The organism is Allokutzneria multivorans (assembly GCF_039537405.1).
In the GTDB taxonomy this organism is placed as follows: Bacteria; Actinomycetota; Actinomycetes; order Mycobacteriales; family Pseudonocardiaceae; genus Allokutzneria; species Allokutzneria multivorans.
This window is the reverse complement of sequence record NZ_BAABAL010000007.1, coordinates 196,398-215,751: the sequence shown is the minus strand read 5'-3', so window position 1 is coordinate 215,751 and position 19,354 is coordinate 196,398. Positions and strand designations below refer to the sequence as shown.

17 protein-coding genes are annotated in these 19,354 nt (G+C 70.3%); 14 read left to right on the top strand and 3 right to left on the bottom strand.

The annotated features are described in order from the left end of the window. Positions 1-59 precede the first annotated feature (59 nt). Complete coding sequence (locus ABD798_RS13375; protein ID WP_344874389.1) at positions 60-653, bottom strand: TetR/AcrR family transcriptional regulator; 594 nt, start codon at positions 651-653, stop codon at positions 60-62. Between the two features lie 263 nt (positions 654-916). Between ABD798_RS13375 and ABD798_RS13370 the strand changes: the two genes are divergently transcribed. The 12 genes from ABD798_RS13370 (at position 917) to ABD798_RS13315 (ending at position 14,111) form a co-directional block, all read left to right on the top strand. Further along, on the top strand, positions 917-2,968 hold the full coding sequence (locus ABD798_RS13370) for a PQQ-dependent sugar dehydrogenase (protein WP_344874387.1): 2,052 nt from the start codon (positions 917-919) through the stop codon (positions 2,966-2,968). 170 nt (positions 2,969-3,138) lie between these two features. After that, on the top strand, positions 3,139-4,356 hold the full coding sequence (egtA, locus tag ABD798_RS13365) for an ergothioneine biosynthesis glutamate--cysteine ligase EgtA (protein WP_425549213.1): 1,218 nt from the start codon (positions 3,139-3,141) through the stop codon (positions 4,354-4,356). Beyond that, the gene (gene egtB, locus ABD798_RS13360) at positions 4,353-5,675 is read left to right on the top strand and encodes an ergothioneine biosynthesis protein EgtB (protein ID WP_344874383.1); all 1,323 of its coding nucleotides are present in this window, start codon (positions 4,353-4,355) and stop codon (positions 5,673-5,675) included. The genes egtA and egtB overlap by 4 nt, the downstream gene beginning before the upstream one ends. 4 nt (positions 5,676-5,679) lie before the next feature. Beyond that, on the top strand, positions 5,680-6,420 hold the full coding sequence (egtC, locus tag ABD798_RS13355; RefSeq protein WP_344874381.1) for an ergothioneine biosynthesis protein EgtC: 741 nt from the start codon (positions 5,680-5,682) through the stop codon (positions 6,418-6,420). A 10-nt stretch (positions 6,421-6,430) separates the two neighbouring features. Then, a complete protein-coding gene (gene egtD / locus ABD798_RS13350; protein WP_344874379.1) occupies positions 6,431-7,417 on the top strand; it encodes an L-histidine N(alpha)-methyltransferase in 987 nt (328 codons plus the stop codon). 10 nt (positions 7,418-7,427) lie between these two features. Continuing rightward, positions 7,428-7,901, top strand: a complete 474-nt coding sequence (locus ABD798_RS13345; protein ID WP_344874377.1) for a nitroreductase family deazaflavin-dependent oxidoreductase — start codon at positions 7,428-7,430, stop codon at positions 7,899-7,901. 47 nt (positions 7,902-7,948) lie between these two features. Next, positions 7,949-8,638 carry a GntR family transcriptional regulator gene (locus tag ABD798_RS13340; protein WP_344874375.1) on the top strand — a complete coding sequence of 230 codons (690 nt, stop codon included), beginning with the start codon at positions 7,949-7,951 and terminating at the stop codon, positions 8,636-8,638. An 86-nt stretch (positions 8,639-8,724) separates the two neighbouring features. Next, positions 8,725-9,636: a GHMP family kinase ATP-binding protein gene (locus ABD798_RS13335; protein ID WP_344874373.1), complete on the top strand. Its 912-nt coding sequence runs from the start codon at positions 8,725-8,727 to the stop codon at positions 9,634-9,636. Further along, complete coding sequence (locus ABD798_RS13330) at positions 9,629-10,672, top strand: pyridoxal-phosphate dependent enzyme (RefSeq protein ID WP_344874371.1); 1,044 nt, start codon at positions 9,629-9,631, stop codon at positions 10,670-10,672. The genes ABD798_RS13335 and ABD798_RS13330 overlap by 8 nt, the downstream gene beginning before the upstream one ends. After that, positions 10,669-11,886, top strand: coding sequence for an ATP-grasp domain-containing protein (locus ABD798_RS13325; protein ID WP_344874369.1), 1,218 nt, complete (start codon positions 10,669-10,671; stop codon positions 11,884-11,886). Before ABD798_RS13330 ends, ABD798_RS13325 begins: the two co-directional genes overlap by 4 nt. Positions 11,887-11,893: 7 nt before the next feature. After that, positions 11,894-13,033, top strand: a complete 1,140-nt coding sequence (locus tag ABD798_RS13320) for an MFS transporter (protein ID WP_344874367.1) — start codon at positions 11,894-11,896, stop codon at positions 13,031-13,033. Between the two features lie 37 nt (positions 13,034-13,070). After that, complete coding sequence (locus ABD798_RS13315; RefSeq protein ID WP_344874365.1) at positions 13,071-14,111, top strand: hypothetical protein; 1,041 nt, start codon at positions 13,071-13,073, stop codon at positions 14,109-14,111. On the opposite strand, the gene ABD798_RS13310 is transcribed toward ABD798_RS13315, so the two are convergent. Further along, positions 14,081-14,359, bottom strand: a complete 279-nt coding sequence (locus ABD798_RS13310) for a YciI family protein (protein WP_344874363.1) — start codon at positions 14,357-14,359, stop codon at positions 14,081-14,083. The genes ABD798_RS13315 and ABD798_RS13310 overlap by 31 nt on opposite strands. A gap of 71 nt (positions 14,360-14,430) precedes the next feature. Between ABD798_RS13310 and ABD798_RS13305 the strand changes: the two genes are divergently transcribed. Next, positions 14,431-15,246, top strand: coding sequence for a LysR family transcriptional regulator (locus ABD798_RS13305; RefSeq protein ID WP_344874361.1), 816 nt, complete (start codon positions 14,431-14,433; stop codon positions 15,244-15,246). Here ABD798_RS13305 and ABD798_RS13300 read toward each other — a convergent pair. After that, complete coding sequence (locus ABD798_RS13300) at positions 15,224-15,958, bottom strand: TSUP family transporter (protein ID WP_344874406.1); 735 nt, start codon at positions 15,956-15,958, stop codon at positions 15,224-15,226. The genes ABD798_RS13305 and ABD798_RS13300 overlap by 23 nt on opposite strands. A 203-nt stretch (positions 15,959-16,161) precedes the next feature. Between ABD798_RS13300 and ABD798_RS13295 the strand changes: the two genes are divergently transcribed. Then, complete coding sequence (locus ABD798_RS13295; protein ID WP_344874359.1) at positions 16,162-19,335, top strand: ATP-binding protein; 3,174 nt, start codon at positions 16,162-16,164, stop codon at positions 19,333-19,335. Positions 19,336-19,354 lie beyond the last annotated feature (19 nt).

Below are 19,354 nucleotides of genomic sequence, written 5' to 3'. Positions count from 1 at the left end.
GCAGACCAGATCCTTCACCGCCTAGCCAGTTATCTGAACAGAATTCCTGACTCAGGACACTAGCTCTGGTTGCGGTGGCGGCGGGCGGTTTCCTCGACCACGTCGAGCACGGGGTCCAGGTCGTCCGCGGGCAGGCCCATCGCCAGGTGGGAGACGAGGCCTTCGAGCACCAGCTCCAGGAACGCGGTCAGCACCTTCACGTCGACGTCGTCGCGGAGGTTGCCCGCGTCGCGCTGGCGTTGCAACCGCGCGGTGGTGGCCTGGGTGAGCTGGTGCGAGCGCTCGGCCCAGCGGGCGCGGAAGTCGGGGTCGGTGCGCAGCCGGCGCGTCACTTCCAGGCGTGTGGCCAGCGAGTGCACGGGGTGCTCGCCGCCGATGTCCTGCGGGGCCGCGAGCAGTTCGCGCATCACCTGCACGAGGCCCTGTTCGGCGACGACCTCGGCCATCCGCAGCGCGTCCTCCTCGGCGAGCGCGAGGAACAGCGATTCCTTGTCGCGAAAGTGGTGGAAGATCGCGCCCCGGGACAGCCCGGTGGCCTCCTCCAGCCTGCGCACGGTCGCGCCTTCGTAACCGTGGCGCGCGAAACAGCTCCGCGCGCCGTCCAGGATCTGGCGGCGGCGGGCGTCGAGGTGGTCCTGGCTGACCCTGGGCACGCGGAGATCGTGTCAGCCGGTGTGCGCCCTGTGCAATCCGTACGTACGTATTGGGCCTGACCTCACGCGACGGGGCGAACGGTACCGCCACGCGCCCCGGATGGACGAATCCGATCGGGGGGTGTCCGGCAAGCGCTTACCCCGTGCTCTTGCGCGGTGCGGGGATCTGGCCAACGATTAGGGAACTTCCTTCACTTTTATGAGGATCGCACGCCGCCGGACCGCCGCCGCACCCTGCACGCCCTCTTCGCTTTGGAGGCACTGTGGCTGTCCAACCCCGCTGGCGTCCCGCCCTGGCTGTAGCACTGGCGGCGACCACGATCGCGGCGATGCTGGCCGCGTCCGCGCACGCCGCGCCCACCGACTACGAGGCCGAGGACGCACTGGTCTCCCAGGGCGTCGTCGAGTCCAACCACGCCGGGTTCTCCGGACGGGGATTCGTCAACTACACCAACGTATCCGGCAGCTTCGTCGAGTGGACGGTGAACGCGGCGCAGGCGGGGACCTACGCGCTGACCCTGCGCTACGCCAACGGAACCGGCGTGAACCGTCCGGTCGACATCCGCGTCAACGGCGCGATCTCGGCGAGCGCGGTGGCTTTCCCAGGAACAGGCGCGTGGACGAACTGGCAGACGAAGTCCGTCACGGCGACGCTCACGGCCGGGCTGAACAAGATCCGCGCGACCGCGACGACGGCGGAGGGCGGCCCCAACGCGGACAAGCTCACCGTCGACGCCGCTGACGCTGAAAAGCCCACTGCGCCGGGAAATCTGCGCTCCAACGGCGCGGCGACCCCGACCGCCGTCGCGCTGGCGTGGGATGCCGCGCGCGACAACGTCGGTGTCGTGGGCTACGACGTTTACCAGCACGGCCAGCACATGAAGACGGTCACGGGGTTGTCCACGACGGTCGACGGGCTCACGCCGAACACCGAGTACCAGTGGACGGTCTTCGCGAAGGACGCCGCCGGCAACGTGTCCCCGGCGAGCAACGAGGTGGTCATCAAGACACCTCCCGCGCAGCAGGACACTGAAGCGCCGTCGGCTCCGACGAACCTCGCGCGCGGCACGGTCGGGCCGAACAGCGTTGCGCTGCAATGGAGTCCGTCGCGGGACAACATCGGCGTGACGGGCTACGAGATTCTGCGCGACGGGCAGGTCGCGGCCACGGCGACGGGAACCTCGGGCGAGGTCGGCGGGCTCAATCCCAGCACTGCCTACAGGTTCACGGTTCGCGCGCGGGACGCCGTCGGCAACAGATCCGCTGCCAGCAACGAGATCACCGTGACGACCGCTCCGCCCGGCGGCGGGGGAGGCGTGGAGCCGGGGCGCGTGACCACGATCGCGTCCAATGTGGACGTTCCGTGGGGTGTGGCGTTCCTGCCGGACGGATCGGCGTTGATCAGCGAGCGCAACAACTTCACCGTCTTCAAGCTGACGCAGAGCGGGCAGCGCACTCCGGCGGGCAAGGTGCCGAACGCGGTCACGACAGGCGGCGAGGGCGGCCTGCTCGGACTTGAGGTGTCGCCGAACTTCGCTGCCGACAAGTGGGTCTACGCCTACCACTCGTCCAACGAGGGCAACCGCGTCGTGCGGATGAAGTACGAGAACAACGCGCTCGTCCAGTCCAGCTACCAGGTTCTGCTCGGCAACATCCCGCAGAGCCGCTACCACAACGGCGGGCGGTTGCGCTTCGGGCCGGACGGCATGCTGTACGTGGCCACCGGTGACGCGCAGGCGCACCAGAACGCGCAGAACCTTGGCTCCACGGCAGGGAAGATCCTGCGGATCACGCCGGAGGGCAAGGTGCCGGGCGACAACCCGTTCGCCGGGAACCCGGTGTGGAGCTACGGCCACCGCAACGTCCAGGGCCTTGGCTTCGACTCGCGAGGTCGTTTGTGGGCGACGGAGTTCGGCAACAGCCAGATGGACGAGCTGAACCTGATCGTCAAGGGCGGCAACTACGGCTGGGCGGACTGCGAGGGCACCGCGACCGGGCTCGGCGGCGGTGGCTGCAACAAGCCCGGATTCATCCGGCCCGCAAGGACTTTCGCGCCGACGGGCTCGAACTCGCCCAGCGGTCTGACCATCGTCAACGACCACATCTTCATCGCGCAGACCACCGGGCAGCGCGTGTACCGCATGAAGATCAACGGTGACGGGGTCGAAGCGCCCAAGGCGTACTTCCAGGGCGCCTACGACCGGCTGCGCACCGTGGAGAAGTCACCGACGGGCGGGCTCTGGTTGACAACCACCACCGACAAGGACGGTGCGGCCAACAACGACCGAATCTTCCACGTCGAGCTGACCGGCTGAGCTGGTCGGCTGGGGTGTCTGACGCACGGGGGACGGCTCGGGGCTGAACGGGTGATGACGCACTGGTGAAACCCGCTGCTCCGGCCGTCCCCCGTGCGGCGGCGCCTCACTCGACGGGGTGCGGGTGTCAGGGGGCGTGTGTAGCTTCGGGAGGAGCCCAGTCACCAGGAGTGATCATCTTGACCACACGCACCGCGCCCCCGAGCGCGCAGGTCGTCAGCACGCGCGCGCACGCCGAGGCCTACATCGCCTCGATCTGTTTCAAGACAGGGCCTCCGCGTCTGGTGGGCGTCGAGCTGGAGTGGACCGTGCACCACGCCGACGACCCGCGAAGACCGCTGGAGCACGACCACCTCGTCGCCGCGCTCGGCGCCCACGCGCCAACGGAGCTCAGCGGCCCGCAACTCCCCCTGCCGAACGGTTCGCTGCTCACCGTGGAGCCCGGTGGCCAGGTCGAGGTCTCGACCGCACCGCAGCCCGAACTGAGCACCCTGATCTCCCTCGCTTCCGCCGACATCGCTTATGTCGCCGAACTCCTGCGCCAGTCCGGGCTCGTGCTCGGCGCCAACGGGACCGATCCGTTCCGGCCGCAGAAGCGCTTGCTGGACACGCCCCGCTACCGGGCGATGGAGCGCGCTTTCGAACCCATCGGGCCGCACGGCCGGATCATGATGTGCAGCACCGCGGGCCTTCAGGTCTGCCTCGACGCCGGGGAGCCGCACCGGGTTCCCGCGCGCTGGGCCGCGGTGCACGCGCTCGGTCCGGTGCTGTCGGCGGCCTTCGCGAACTCGCCGGAGCTGAGCGGCACGCACACCGGCTGGGCCTCCACCAGGATGCGCGCGGTCTCCGAGACCGATCCCGGGCGCACCTCGCCCGCGCCCGTCGGGGCCGATCCGGCGCTGCTGTGGGCGCGGCACGCGCTGGACACGCCGCTGGTGTGCTTGCGCAGACCCGGAGACGACTGGTCGCCGCCACCAGGTGTGACGCTCGGCGACTGGGCGGACGGCGCGCTCGACCCGCCGCCGACCACCGACGACATCGACTACCACCTGAGCACGATGTTCCCGCCGGTGCGGCCGCGCGGCTACATCGAGGTGCGCTACCTGGACACGCAGCGGCCGGGCGAGTGGGTGGTTCCGGTGGTGCTGCTCACGGCGCTGTTCCACAAGGAGTCCACTGTGGACGCTGTGCTGGACGTGACGGTGGACGCCGCCGACCGCTGGGAGCAGGCGGCGCGGTACGGGCTGGCCGATCCGGTGCTGGCCCAGGTCGCCGCGAAGGTCTTCGAGCTGGGCGTGCGCGCGATCCCCGCGCTGCGGCTGCCCGCCGAACTGGCCTCGCTGGTGATCGCATCCCTTGAGCGGGCGAGGGCGGGTGAACGGGCATGACGACCACGGAGCAGGAACAGCTGCGGGCGAAGGCCGCCGCCGAACTGGAACGGGCGCGGTTGCGCAGCGCGGCGCTGACCGACGTGCTGGACGACGACGAGCTGGTGCGCCAGCACTCCCCGCTGATGTCGCCGCTGATCTGGGACCTCGCGCACATCGGCAACCAGGAAGAGCTGTGGCTCGTGCGCGATGTCGGCGGCCTGCCCGCCATGCGCAGCGACATCGACGAGCTGTACGACGCCTTCAAGCACTCGCGCGCGTCGCGGCCCGCGCTGCCGCTGCTCAAGCCTGGTGAGGCGCGGCAGTACGTGGAGCAGGTGCGGCGCAAGACGATGGACGTCGTGGACCGCGTTCCCTTGCAGGGGCGCAGATTGGTCGAGAACGCCTTCGCCTTCGGCATGCTGGTGCAGCACGAGCAGCAGCACGACGAGACGATGCTGATCACGCACCAGACCCGCAAGAGCACGGCCGTGCTGCACGCGCCCGACCCTCCCAAGGCCGACGGAAACGTTCTGCCGCAGGAGGTTCTGGTGCCGGGCGGGCCGTTCACCATGGGCACGTCCACGGAGCCGTGGGCGTTGGACAACGAACGCCCAGCGCACCAGGTGCACGTTGACGCGTTCTTCATCGACACCACGCCGATCAGTTGCGGGCAGTACCGGGAGTTCATGGCCGACGGCGGCTACGAGCGCGCGGAGCTGTGGAGCGAGGCGGGCTGGGCGCACCGCAACAAGGCCAACCTGCGCGCGCCGCTGTACTGGCGCAAGGACGGGGATCGCTGGCTGCGCGACTGCTTCGGCGTGGTCGCACCGGTGCGCGACGCCGAGCCAGTTGTGCACGTCAGCTTCCACGAGGCGCAGGCGTACGCGCGATGGGCGGGCAAACGACTGCCGACGGAAGCGGAGTGGGAGAAGGCCGCGCGCTTCGACCCCTCGACCGGGCGTTCGCGCAGATTCCCTTGGGGGGATGACGATCCCGGGCCGGAGCACGCCAACCTCGGCCAGCGGCACCTGCGTCCGGCGGAGGTCGGCGCCTACCCGGCGGGCGCGTCGCCGCTGGGCGTCCGGCAGCTGATCGGCGACGTGTGGGAGTGGGTGGACACCGACCTCCACGGCTACCCGGGCTTCACCGCGTTCCCGTACCAGGAGTACTCCGAGGTCTTCTTCGGGCCGGACTACAAGATGCTGCGCGGCGGGTGCTTCGGCACGGACGCTGCGGCCTGCCGTGGCACGTTCCGCAACTGGGACTACCCGATCCGCAGGCAGATCTTCTCCGGCTTTCGTTGCGCCCGAACGCCAGGAGGTGGGGAGCTGGGGTAGCGCCATGTGCAGACACCTCGGCTATCTCGGCAGGGAAGTCCTGCTGGGCGACCTGCTGTTGCTGCCGCCGCATTCCCTGATGCGCCAGTCGTGGGCGCCGCAGGACATGCGCGGCGGCGGCACGATCAACGCGGACGGCTTCGGTGTCGGGTGGTACACCGCCACTCGACCCGAGCCGACGCGCTACCGGACCGTCCGTCCACTGTGGAGCGACGCGGCCTTCGCCTCGCTCGCCGGGACCACGAGCAGCGGTGCGGTGCTGGCCGCCGTGCGCTCGGCGACGGTCGGCATGCCCGTGGTGGAGACCGCGAACGCACCCTTCGCCGACGGCGAGTGGTTGTTCAGCCACAACGGCCGCGTCGACGGGTGGCCGGTGTCGCTGGCGGGGCTCGCCGCGCGGTTGCCGACCGTGGACCTGATCACGTTGGACGCGCCGACGGACTCGGCGGTGCTGTGGGCGCTCGTGCGAGACCGCCTGCGCGCCGGAGAGCCACCCGGGGTCGCGCTGGCCGAGGTGGTCGCCGCGGTCGACGAGGCGGCTCCGGGCTCGCGGCTGAACCTGATGCTCACCAACGGGCGGCAGCTCGCCGCGACCACGTGGGACCACGCGCTGTCGGTGCGCCACAACGCCGACGGAGTGCTGGTCTCCTCCGAGCCCATCGACGGCGAATCCGACTGGAAAGCGTTGTCGGACAAGCAACTCATCACGATTAGTGAATCCACTGTGGACATCGAGAGCCTTTAGGAGCTTCACCATGCCACAGCTCGTGCTCGACCTGCACCACACCGAGGCCGACGCCGCGCGCTCCCTGCGCGCCGACGTGCTCGCGGGCCTCGCGGCGACCCCGAAGTGGTTGCCGCCCAAGTGGTTCTACGACGCGCGGGGCAGCGCGCTGTTCGAGGAGATCACCCGGCTGCCCGAGTACTACCCGACCCGCGCCGAACGGGAGGTGCTGGAGCGCGAGGCCGACGAGATCGCCAGGGTGACCGGGGCGGAGACGCTGGTGGAGCTGGGCTCCGGCTCCTCGGAGAAGACCAGGCTGCTGCTGGACGCGCTGCACCGGCAGGGCCTGCTGAAGCGCTTCGTGCCGCTGGACGTCTCCACCAGCGCGCTGGCCATGGCCGCGTCCTCGATCGCCTCGGAGTACACCGACGTCGAGGTGCACGGGGTGGTCGGCGACTTCACCGCGCACCTCGACGCGATCCCCGCCGTGCCCAACCGCATGATCGCCTTCCTCGGCGGCACGATCGGCAACCTGGAGCCGCAGGAGCGCGCGGTGTTCCTGCGCTCGGTGCGCGAGGCCCTCGAACCGGGGGAGTGGTTGCTGCTGGGCGCGGACCTGGTGAAGGACCCCGGAGTGCTGGTGCCCGCCTACGACGACTCCGCCGGGGTGACCGCCGAGTTCAACCGCAACGTGCTGCACGTGCTCAACCGCGAGCTGGGCGCGGACTTCGAGGTGGAGCAGTTCGAGCACGTCGCGCGGTGGAACGAGGGGGCGGAGCGGATCGAGATGTGGCTGCGCGCGCGGCGGGCCATGAGCGTGACCGTCGTCGAGCTGGGGCTGCACCTGTCCTTCGCCGAGGGGGAGGAGCTGCGCACGGAGACCTCGGCGAAGTTCCGCAGGCAGGGCCTGGCCGACGAGCTGCACGCGGCCGGGCTGGCGCTGCGCCGGTTCTGGACCGACGACGCGGGCCGGTTCTCGGTGGCACTGGCGCAGGTGGTCGGGACTACCGGCGGGTAACCTGGGAAAGGTGAATCCGATTACCGCCGTGGCGCGTCGGCTCGGCCGCAAGAAGTGGTTCTCCGACCTCGGCCGGGCCGTCGTGCCCGTCGACCTCGCCGTGCAGCGCCGCACCAAGGGCAAGATCAGCCTGCTGGCGCTGCTCGGCCTGCCGTCGATGCTGCTCACCACCACGGGCCGCAAGAGCGGGCAGCCGCGCGAGGTGCCGCTGCTCCACGTGCCGCACCCGCGCGGCTTCATCGTGACCGCCTCGAACTGGGGCGGAGAGAAGCACCCGGCGTGGTCGGCGAACCTCATCGCCAACCCTGACGCGCGAGCCCTGGTCCGCGCGAAGCCCGTCGCGCTGCGGGCGGAGCTGGCCGAAGGCGAGCTGCGCGAACAGCTGTGGGCCCAGATCATCCAGCACTGGCCCGCCTACGACACTTATGCGGAGCGGGCCGGGTCGCGGCGGATCAGGGTCTTCCTGTTGACTCCCCGTGGCTGAATGCCGACAGTGAGCGCGTTGCGCGGTGGAACGACGAGGTGGGTGCGATGCCGGAGACCGAGGTCGCCGGGAGCTGGGAGCTGGCAGGAGATGAGGAGCTCAGTGCCGGCGAGCGGGTCTACCTCGCGCTGCGGGAGCGGATCGTCTCGGGGCGGTTCACCGACGGGGCCCGTCTGGTCGAGACGCGGCTGGCGAAGAGGTTCAACGTCAGCCGCACCCCCGTTCGTGAGGCGATCAAGCGCCTGACCGCCGATGGCCTCGTCGCCCCCGACGCGTTGAAGGGCCTGGTCGTCGTCGCGGTCGGGCCGGAGGAAATGGACGAGATCTTCCAGGTGCGCGCCGCGCTGGACGGGCTCGCCGCCTCCCTCGCCGCGGAGCGGATCACCGGTGACAGCCTCGCCCGCCTGCGTCACGCCAACGACCGGGTGCGAGCAGGGCTCGCCGAAGACGACCTGGCCGAGATGGTGGCGGCGAACCTGGCCTTCCACGCGGAGATCTACGCCGTCGCGGGCAACGGCGCGCTGACCCGCACCGCTGACGGGATCAACGCCTTCGTGTCGCGGACGAGCAGCCGCGCCTTCTCCTCGGTCGAGCGCGTCCGCGAGGCGCTGGAGGAGCACGAGGAGATCGTCGCGGCGCTGTCCCGGCGCGACGGCGAGCTGGCAGAGCGGCTGTCCCGCGAGCACATGCACGCTGCCCGTCGAAACGCGCGCGAGAACCAGCCGAAGCGCGTCTGAGCAAGCCTTTCGGCTTCGAAATCCCTTCCTTCCGCTGAGTGTATGCAGCTGTATACAGTCGCGGCTCCACAGCGAAGGAGGCCCGAATGACCGCCGTACCCTGCGTGGCACCGCCGGTGCCGCCGACCGCGTTGCCGCTGTTCAGCTCGGGTGTCTGCCACGGCACCCTGGGTGAGCTGTTCCAGGGGCCGGTCACGCGGAACGGGGAGCGCGCGATCGGGCTGGTGTCCTTCCCGGTCGACCGGCACTCCTGGGCGTACTTCGTCCCGGACGGTGGCACCGCCGAACCGCGCCCCGCCCTGCCGAAGGCCGCGCGCGCCGTCGAGCTGTTCCTGCGGCACTACGGCGTCCGGTTGCCCGCCGGGACCTGGAGCACCCACTCCGAGCTGGAGATCGGCGTGGGCATGGCCTCCTCCACCGCCGACGTCGTGGCCGCGCTGCGCTGCCTCTACGGCTTCACCGGCATCCGCTACGACCAGGCCGTGGTGATCGAGATCCTGTCCGCGATCGAGCGCGCCGACAGCGTGTTCCTGGACGAGTTCGCGCTCTACCTCAGCGACCGGCACGAGCTCCTCCGCCCGCTCGGCGCCGAGATCGGCTTCCACACCTGCTTCGTCTCCGACGGCACCGCTGTCGACACCGACGGGGTGACCCCGTTGCTGCTGGAGCACTACGCGGTGCGTGAGAAGTCCTATGTGGACTGCCTCGGCGAGCTGCTCGCCGGGTTCGCGGCCGGTGATCACCGGCGGATCGCGCGGGCCGCGACGCACAGCGCGGTCCTGTCCCAACAGGTGCTGCCGAAGGCCGGTTTCGACGAGGTGCTCGCCGAACGACGTCGCTTCGGCGCGGACGGTGTGTTCGTCGCGCACACCGGCTCGCTGCTCGGCTACCTCTTCCCGCGCCGACCCTCCCGCGTGCTCATGGACGAGCTGTCCTCGTTCTTCCGCTCGCTCGGCATGCAGTGCAGCTTCGCCTCGGGGGGTTTCTGCCGTGCATGAGCACATCGCCGAGGCGCTGTCCGTGCCGCGCCTGGTCCGGCTGAGCGAGAACGTCGTGCTGATCCGGTTCGAGACGATGAAGATCTACTCCGCGCTGGCCGCCGTCCGCGCGCTGCTGGACGCCGGGATCGTCCACAGAGGACAGACGCTGCTGGACAGCTCCAGCGGGATCTACGCGGTCTCCCTCGCGCTGGCCTGCCACCGCTACGGGATGCGCTGCCACATCGTCGCCTCCACCACGGTGGACGCGACCGTGCGCGCGCAGCTGGAGGTGCTGGGCGCGACCGTCGAGCAGGTTCCGCCGTCGGAGGACCTCCGGCAGGACCAGGACCGGCGGGTGGCCAGGGTCCAGGAGCTGCTCGCCGAGCGCCCTGACGTGCACTGGATGCGGCAGTACCACGACCGGATCCACTACCTCGGCTACGCGGAGGTGGCCGGGCTGGTCACCGAGGAGCTGGCGGGCGCGGGGCTCGGCGGGCGCCCGCTCGCGGTGGTCGGCGGGGTCGGTTCCGGCGCCTCCACCGGAGGGCTCGCCGGGTTCCTGCGGCGGCACGACGACTCGGTCCGGCTGGTCGGGGTTCAGCCCTTCGGCAGCGTCACCTTCGGCAGCGAGGCGCACAGCGACCCCGAGGCGATCATCGCGGGCATCGGCAGCGCGATCGAGTTCGGCAACGTCCGGCACGAGCTGTACGACCGGCTGCACTGGATCGACTTCACGCACGCCATGGCGGGATCGGTGCGGCTACTGCGCGAGCACGCGGTCTTCGCCGGGCTCTCCACCGGCGCGGCGCACCTCGTGGGCGGCTGGGAGGCCGAGCGCGACCCGGCCCGCGTGCACCTGGTGATCGCCGCCGACACCGGACACCGTTATGTGGAGCGGGTTTTCGCCCGGCACACCGAAGCGCTGGACGCGCGCGGGCTCGCTCCCGTCGAGATCGCCGATCCGGCCGGGCTGGTCATGCCGTGGTCGGCCATGTCGTGGGACCGCAGAACGTGGCAGCACGGCGCACTCACCAGCTCAGGAGCCGCACGATGACCATCGTGGTGTTGGAGTCGCTCACCTTCGGCCTGCGCAGGCTGGTCGACGCCGCGTCGGAGCTGGGCGAGCGGTTGTGCCTGCTGACACAAGATCCCGGTTTCTACCACCACGAACTGGCCTCGATCGCCGAGGACCGGCTCGACGTGGTCGTGGTCGACACCTTCGACCGGGACGCGGTGCACAAGGCCATCGCCGCGCTTCCCGGAGTGCGCGGGCTGATCAGCTCGACCGACACGTGGGCGGTCGCCGGGGCCGAACTGGCCGAGGAGTTCGGTCTCCCCGGGCTCGCGGCGGAGCGCGTTCGGCTCGCTCGCGACAAGTTCGCCGTGCGGAACCTGTTGTGGGAGAAGGGTTTGTCCTCCGGCCGTGCGGAGCGGGTCGCCGTCGCCGAGCTGGACATCGAGTGGTTGTCGCGCACGACCGGCTTGCCAGCGGTGGTCAAGGACTCCGCGGGGACGGGCAGCCGCAACGTCTGGCTCGTGCGGGATTCGTCTGACTTGTCCGTGGTGCGTGCGGAGGCGGAGGCCGCGACGTTGTCCGGCACCCTGTTCGCCGAGCCGTTCCTGCGCGGCCCGGTCTACAGCGCGGAAACGCTGACCTGGCGCGGGCACACCCGGCTGCTCGGCGTGTCCAGCCGGTTGATGAGCCCGCCGCCGAAGTTCGTCGAGTCGGTGACTGCTTTCCCCGTCGCTTTCCCGCAGCACCAACGCGCCGAGCTGTCCGCGTGGATCGGCCAGGTGCTCGCGGCGGTGGGCTACACCGATCGCTTCGCCCACGTGGAGTTCGCGATGACCGCGACCGGCCCGGAGGTCATCGAGATCAACCCCCGCATCGGCGGTGCCCAGGTTGCGGAGTCGATGTGCAGGGCGTTGGGCTACAACGTCTATCGCGCGGCCGTGCAGCTCGCGCTCGGTGAGCGGCCCGAGCTGATCGGCATCGAACTGCCCGGCGGCCCGGCCGTGGCGTTCACGCTGAGCTACCCGGAGGAAGCGGGTGTCTTCGCCGAGGTGAGCGGGCTCTCCCAGCTGGGCGAGCTGCCTGGCGCGCCGGAGTGGTTGCCCACCAAGCAACCCGGGGTGCTGATCGAGCATCTCGGTGATCACCGGGGCTGCGTCGGCATGGTGCTCGCGGAGGCCGAGACCGCCGAGCTGGCCGTGCACCGGGTCACCGCCGCCGCCGGGACGTTGCGGGTGCGCACCAGTGCGTTGTGACCCCACTGTGCGCTTTGACCCAGCAGCGAAGTTCCTGCTGGCCAGCTCGTTCCTGATCCCGCTGGGCAGTTTCATGGTGCTGCCGTTCATGTCGGTGTTCCTGCACGAGCGGCTCGGCCTCGGTCTCGGTGCGGTCGGGGTCGTGCTCGCGGTGGCGTCGCTGGTGCAGTTCTCCGGCGGCATCGTGGGCGGTGTGGTCGCGGAGCGGATCGGCGTGCGGCGCGCGATGGTGCTGGCGCTGGTGGTGCGGACCTGCGGCTTCGCCTGCCTGCTCGCCGGGTTGGCCTGGACACCGGCCGCTGTGCCCGCGTTGGTGCTCACCTGCTGCGGCGCGGCGCTCTACCTGCCCGCCAACAAGGCCTACCTGGTCGAGGGCGTCAGCGGAGAACAACGTCCGCTGTTCCTGTCGGCGAGCAACGCCGCGCTCAACGCGGGCATGGCGGCCGGGCCGTTGCTCGCGGGGCCGTTCGTGCTCAGCGTGCCCGGGACGGTCTTCGCCGTGGTCACCGGCCTGTTCCTGGCCATGACCTTCGGCCACGCGCTGCTGCCGGAGCGGCCCGCACCTCCCCGGAGCGAGGGGTCCCCGCTGGCGGGGCTGAGCCTGCTCCCGTTCTGCGCCACCGCGATGAGCTTCTACCTGTACTTCTTCCTCCAGCACTTCCTCGCCGTGTTCGCGGTGCCTCGGACCTCGCCGGAGTACTACTCGGTGGTGCTGCTGGTGAACGCCGGTCTGGTCATCGTGGTGCAACCTCTGGTCTCCGGCGTGGTGGCGCGCATGCGGTACTCCCTCGCGCTGGTGGTGGGCTTCGCCGGGTTCGCGGTCGGCATGGCTGTGCTGCCGCACGCGATCCTGCTCGGCGCCGTGCTGATCACGTTGGGCGACATCGTGTTGTTCCTCAAGAACGAGCTGGTCGCGCTGGACACCACACCGCGCTCGGCCGCCGTGGTGTTCGGCCAGCAACGGCTCGCGGCGGGGTTGGGCGCGTGCGCGAGCGGCCTGGTCGGCGGAGTGCTCTATGACAGCGTCGGCGGTACTGCGTTCTGGCTCGTCGTCGCGGCGCAGTGCGTGCTGCTCCCGCCGCTGCTCCTTTTGGCGCGACGTTTTCGGCCTAGCTCAACAGGGATCGCGGCGCCGACGAGCACCTGACTAGGTTCTGCCTCCCGCTGATCATCCGGAGGTACTCGTGCGCTTGCTGCTCGTAGTGGTCCTTGCCGTACTCGGAGTGCCCGCGTCCGCCGCCGAGCCCGCAAGCTATGCCGCCGTGCGCTTGGTGAAGGCGACGCCCAGCGCGCCGAGCACACCGGAGATCACGCTGCCCACGGGCTACACGATGGTGCCCGGCACGAAGCACCAGGTCGCGAGCCGCGCGGAGTTCTACTTCTACGTGCAAGGACCGCGCAGCACGGGCGTGGAGATCTCCGTGCGCTGGCCAGGAACTCCGATCAGCGCGGTGATCGAAGGCAAGAACCGCCTCGCGACGGTGGCGGAGCCCGAGGGCGTGCGGTTCACGGTGCCGGTGCTCGCGGCGAGCCCGAACGCGGCGAGCTGGACCGTGCAGGTGTCCAGCTACCTCAGCGGCTCGACCGCGAGCGGGCTCTACTGGCGCGTGGAGCACAACGACCCCGACCGCGTCGCCGGGCCGTGGACGTCGGTGGCTTGGCCCGCCGGGCAGGCGAAGGCCGTGGTGAACCACATGGCCGCCGCCGAGGTGGTGCTGCGTGACGCGGGGCTCATCGAGAAAGCCAAGCAGCGCGGGCACTTCTTCGCGTTGATGGGCTTCGAGACCAACAACACGCTGCACACTGACAATCCGCCGCACTGGCACCTGTCGTACTACCCGGGGCAGACCTTCGGCGCTCCCAAGGCGCACGTGCCGCACTTCTGGGTGGACAAGGTCGGCGCGAACTTCTACAACGGCATGGATGTCGTGGGCGAGGGCCGCAAGAAGTTCTATGCCGGCGACCCCGCGCCGATCCACGACGTGGAAGGACAGCTCGTCGTCACGCTCACGATCCGTGTCGATGGTGGTCTGGACGTGTTGGTGCCCAACGGTTCCAGTTACGCGGTGCTCCCCGTGGAAGGCGGTCTGACCGAGGGCGCGCAGGTGCTCCGCGACGGCCAGCCGCTGACCGTGGTTCGCGCGACCGACGACGTGCGCGGCGGCGTGCTCACGCTCCCCGGGGGCGTGCACCGCTACGACCCGCTGACGGGCTCGCTGATCTGACGGGTGGGGATGAACTCGGTGATCTCGGCCGTCGCCGCGCCACTGGTGATGAACGGGTCGCTGGCCACCGCGCGCTCCACGTCCTCGCGCGTGCCGTCCAGCACCATCAGCCCGCCGGTGCGCGGCTCCAGGCGGCCCGCGAGGCGCACGAGACCCTGCGCGAACGCGCCGTCGGGGTTCGCGTAGTGCTGCTCAAGCAACGTGTCGATCGTTTCGAGGGAGCGGTACTTCAACAGGACGAGGAACATGCCTCCAGTCAAGCTCGTGCGACGGCTCGCTGACCAAGACGAATCTGCGCGCGAGGCATAGGCTCAGACCTATGGCTCAGCTTGACGGCATCGAACTGCGGCACCTCCGTGCGTTCCTCGCGGTCGTCGAGGCGGGCACGATCACCGGCGCGGCCGAGGACCTGCGGATCGCGCAGCCGAGCCTGAGTCAGCAGATCAGCGGCTTGGAGCGCAGGGTCGGCGTGAAGCTGTTCCACCGCAACGCACGCGGGGTCCGGCTCACGCCCGCGGGCGACGCGCTCGCGGCGGCGGCGCGCAAGGCGTTCAGCGTGCTCTCGGACGGCTTGGACGCGGCGCGGTCCGTCCTGGTTGAGGTCGTTGTCGGGCTCTGTTCGGGTGTTCCTGGCGAGCTGCTGCACCGGCTGCGCGCGGAAATCGACGGGGAGGTTCGGTTCGAGCCCGCCGACTCCGCCGCGCAGCCCGGACTGCTGCGCGCGGGCGCGCTCGACTTCGGCGTGGTGAGGCTGCCGGTTCCGTTGGAGGGCTTGGAGATCACCGTGCTCGTCGAGCAGCCCTTGGGCGTCGTCGTGCACCTTTCGCACCCGTTGGCCGGAGTGTCCACTGTGGACTGGAACTCGCTCGAGGGGCAGCGTTTGCTGTGGTTCTCGGAGGATCGCGCGCCCGGCTACGCGAACGCGGTGCTGGAGCACGCGGCCTCGGCGGGGTGGAATCCCGTGCTGCACCGCGCTCCGGCTGGGCACACGTTGTTCACATATGAGTTGAGCAGTCAGCGTGATCTGGTCGCATTGCGGCCGAGCGCGGACGATTCCGAGCTGGTGTGGATTCCGTTCGCACAGAACCCGCCCGTGGAACGTTTGGCGCTCATCAGAAAAGGTTTCGCAGAATGAGGAACATGGCGCTGGCGGCGGCGACCCCGAGCACCGCGTAGCGAAGGCGAGGGCCTCTGAGGAACTTGCGCAGCGGCCCCGAAGCCGCGAATCCGGCGAGCATGAACGGAAGCAGAACCGCCGCGGCGCTCAGGTGCTCCACCCGCACCTGCCCGGCGATCAGCAGCGTCACCACCGAGGATATCGAAGCGAGCAGGAAGTAGGCGCCGAGAGTCGCGCGCACGACGGGACCCGTGGAGTGCTGGTAGAGCAACGCGATCGGTGGCCCGCCGATGGAGGACGCGGTGCCGAACGCGCCGCTTGCGGCCCCGGCAACAACCAGGCCGGGGCGAGTCGGGCTGAGCTTCAGCGAGAGCATGGACAGCCCGACGCAGACCAGCACGGACACGCCGATCACTATGTTGAACTGCGCCAACGGCAGCGAAGCAACGGCGAGCACACCGAGGACGTTGCCGGGAAGCCTGCCCACCATCGCCCAGCCGACGCCGCGCCATTCGGTGTGCTTGTGCTCGCGAACGACCGCAAGGGCGGCTTGGACGCAGGCGATCATCAGGACGGGAACGGGGACGAGCGCCGGGTCGATCAACGCCAGCAACGGCCCGGCCAGCAGGTTCAGCCCGTAGCCGATCGAGCCCTGGACCACCGCGCCGACCAGCACGATGAGCCCCGCGACCAGCAGGCCAACCGAAGACCCGCTTGCGGGGTCGAGCATTAGCGCCGACACGGGCTCTACGTTTTCACGCCGATCGCTCGCGTTCCCGGTGTCGTGGTTGATCCCACACGGAGATTCGCTGCTGGCAAACGGGTGGTTTTTCTGCCCTTAAGTGCAACTCGTCCTTTTCGGTGGGGAAATGGGGTTGGCGCGTCGAGCCCAGCGCTGATGGGCTGCGCGCGGGATCGCGCAAGGGGGCCGAAATGCACGATGCACTGTCCTTCGTGGGGCGCGGCGGCGCTGTCGCGGAGCTGACCGCGTGCCTCGATCGCGCGGCGGCCGGGCTGGGGTCGCTGGTGCTGGTCGCGGGCGAGGCCGGGATCGGCAAGACAACGCTCGTCGAGCGCTTCGCCGCCACCGCGGGCGAGCGGGACGTCCGCGTGCTGTGGGGCGGGTGCTGGCCGGGGCAGGGGCAGTCGCCGTACTGGCCGTTCGTCCAGGTGCTGCGCGGGTGCGTCGCGGATCGGGGCTGGGACTGGGTTTCCGGCCTCGTCGGCGGGGACGCGCGCTACCTCAGCCGCGTGCTCCCGGAGCGCGCGGACTCCGAGGACGCCGTGGGCGCCGGCGCGGAGGACGAGTCGACGCGCTTCCGCCTGTTCGACACGCTGACCAGGGTGCTCGTCGGCTGCGCGGGGGAGCGGCCGCTGCTGGTGGTGCTGGAGGACCTGCACTGGGCGGACGAGGGATCGTTGCGGTACCTGGAGTTCCTCGGCCACCAGCTCCGGCAGGCGGGCCTGGTGGTGATCGGCACCTATCGCGACGTCGACGCCGAGGACTCCACGCTGACCGAGCGCCTGCCGCAGCTGCGCCGGTTCGGGCCGAGGGTGGACCTCACCGGGCTCGACCGCGAGGAGGTCGGCCAGCTGATGCGCTCGATCACCCTCGCGCTGCCGCCCGCCGAACTCGTGGCCCGCGTGCACCGCAGCAGCGGCGGGAACCCGCTGTTCGCCGGTGAGGTCGCGCGGCTGCTCGGCGCGGGAGGCTCCGGCTCCGACATCCCCGCCGCCGTCGAGCACGTCATCGATCGCCGCCTCGCCCTGCTCGGTGAGGAGGAGGTGTCGCTGCTGTCCACCGCCGCGGTGCTCGGCGCGGAGTTCGACCCCGCCGAGCTGGCCGAGCTGGCGAACATCGCTCTCGCGGACGTGCGCGGTCGGCTCGCCGAGTCGTTCCGTCGCCGCGTGCTGGTCGCGGGCGACCGGCTGCGCTTCGTCCACGCGCTGCTGCGTGACGCGCTCTACCGGCGCCTCGCCGTCGCCGACCGCGAGGCGCTGCATCGCCGTGCTGGCAAGGCGATCCTCGCGCGCGCCACCGACCAGGGAGCCGTCGCGAGCCGCGTCGCACACCACTTCGCCCACGGCAACGGCCCCCACCAAGCGGTGCAGTACGACGTTCTCGCGGGCAAACACGCCATGCGCTCGCTGGCCTTCGAGGACGCCGTCCGGCACTTCGCCCGTGCTTCTTCCGCTGTCGCTGAGAGCGAAGGCGCGCAGCGCTGCGACATCCTGATGAACCTCGCGCTCGCGCAGTGGCGCTCCGGCAACGGCAAGCTCGCCGCGCAGACCTATCAGGACGCCTTCGAGCTGGCCAAGGCCATCGGCGACGTACGATCGCTCGGCCTCGCGGCGCTCGGCTGCTGTGTGCGCGACGAGCTGTGGGCGAACGAGCCCAAGCTGATCACCAACCTCGAATATGCCTTGGATGCCTTGCAGGACAAGGACTCCGCACTGCGCGCCCGACTGCTCGCACGGCTGTCGCGCGAACTCGTCCTCGTGCCCGGGACCGGTGATCGGCGCGGCGTGCTGGTCACGGAGGCCGAGGCGCTGGCTCGCGCTGCCGACGATCCCGCGACGCTGGCCGAGGTCTTGGGCACGATGCACAACGCGCACTGGACGCCGGACAACGCGGGGGACCGGCTGCGGACGGCCATCGAGATCATCGAGCTCGGCAGGCGTGCGGGTGACGAGAACCTGGCCGCCGACGGCGCGCTGTGGCGGGTGGTGTGCCTCGTCGAACTGGGCGACCGGGTCGAAGCGGAGAAAGCCCTTGTGGCGTACGGCCGCTGGGCCGAGGAGCTGCGCGCACCGCTGAGGTTGTTCTACCACCGTTGCATCGCCGCGCACTTCGCTTTCCTCGACGGGCGCTTCGCCGACTCCGAGCCGATGATCGAGGAGGCGTTGGTCCTCGGCGAGCGCGCGCACGTCGAAGCCGCCGAACACCTCTACTACCAGCACAAAACCGCGCTCGCCCTGGCCAGGGGCGACCGAGCGGAGGCTGAGGCCCAGCTCGCCGCGTACGGCAAACGGATGTCGCAGCGCCCGGAGTTCACCGCGTTCGGCCTCTGCGTCACCGCGCTCGTGCAGTCCAAGCTCGGGAAAACCGCCGAGCCCAAGGCTTTCCTGGACATGGCGATGTCGCAGAGCGCTCCCGCGATCGCGGGCCAGCCGTTGGGGATCTGCCTGCTGACCATGCTCGCCGAGATCACCTACCGCACCGGCGCCACCGAGCACGCCGAGCCGCTGTTCGACGCGCTCAGCCCGTACGACGGCTGCGTCGCGGTCGGCGCCGGGACCGTGCACGGCCTGGTGGCGCACGCGCTCGGGCTGCTCGCGGTGATGCTGTCCCGGCTGGAGGAGGCCGAGCGGTACCTCAACTTCGCTGCTGGGCAGGCTCGATCCATGCGTGCTCGGCCGCTCTTCGCCAGGATTCGCTTGGACCACGCGCATGTCCTTCGCGGCACGGCACGCGGCGCTTCGCTGGCCACCGAGGTCCGCGACGAGTGCGCCGAGCTGGGAATGGCATTGCTGCACGAGGAAGCGCTCGCGCACGTGGAGCCCTCCGGTGCTGTGCGGTCGGCTTCTCTGCGCCGCGAAGGGGAGTACTGGTCACTCCACTGTGGACAGAATGTGGTCCGGCTCAGGAACACCAAGGGGATCGGCTACCTGGTGCGGCTGCTGTCCAGTTCGGGCGAGCTGCACGTCCTCGACCTGGTAGGAGCGGAAACCGTTGCCCAGCAGGGGCTTCCCGTGCTCGACGCGACCGCGAAGGCCGCATACCGCGCGCGGTTGGACGATCTGCGGGCCGAGCGGGAGGAGGCCGAGTCCTTCAACGACCTCGCCCGTGCCGACCGCGCTCAACTGGAGATCGACGCGCTCGTCCGGGAACTGACCGGCGCCGTCGGGCTCGGTGGGCGGGAACGGCGCACCGGCTCCAGCGCCGAACGCGCCCGGCTCAACGTGACGCGCAGCCTCCGCACCATCATCGCGCGCATCGCCGAGGGCGACGCCGAACTGGGCCACCACCTCGACACCACGATCCGCACCGGCACCTACTGCGAGTACCGCCCAGGACCACGTCCGCCCGTCACCTGGACCTGGTGACGGGCGGACGAACGGCCTC

Excerpts from the sequence above, each read along its gene's own strand:
- egtC (WP_344874381.1), top strand. The coding sequence starts at position 5,680 with ATGTGCAGACACCTCGGCTATCTCGGCAGGGAAGTCCTGCTGGGCGAC.
- ABD798_RS13310 (WP_344874363.1), bottom strand. The coding sequence starts at position 14,359 with ATGTTCCTCGTCCTGTTGAAGTACCGCTCCCTCGAAACGATCGACACG.
- ABD798_RS13335 (WP_344874373.1), top strand. The coding sequence starts at position 8,725 with ATGACCGCCGTACCCTGCGTGGCACCGCCGGTGCCGCCGACCGCGTTG.
- egtD (WP_344874379.1), top strand. The coding sequence starts at position 6,431 with ATGCCACAGCTCGTGCTCGACCTGCACCACACCGAGGCCGACGCCGCG.
- egtB (WP_344874383.1), top strand. The coding sequence starts at position 4,353 with ATGACGACCACGGAGCAGGAACAGCTGCGGGCGAAGGCCGCCGCCGAA.
- ABD798_RS13305 (WP_344874361.1), top strand. The coding sequence starts at position 14,431 with ATGGCTCAGCTTGACGGCATCGAACTGCGGCACCTCCGTGCGTTCCTC.
- ABD798_RS13340 (WP_344874375.1), top strand. The coding sequence starts at position 7,949 with ATGCCGGAGACCGAGGTCGCCGGGAGCTGGGAGCTGGCAGGAGATGAG.
- ABD798_RS13295 (WP_344874359.1), top strand. The coding sequence starts at position 16,162 with ATGCACGATGCACTGTCCTTCGTGGGGCGCGGCGGCGCTGTCGCGGAG.
- ABD798_RS13325 (WP_344874369.1), top strand. The coding sequence starts at position 10,669 with ATGACCATCGTGGTGTTGGAGTCGCTCACCTTCGGCCTGCGCAGGCTG.
- ABD798_RS13300 (WP_344874406.1), bottom strand. The coding sequence starts at position 15,958 with ATGCTCGACCCCGCAAGCGGGTCTTCGGTTGGCCTGCTGGTCGCGGGG.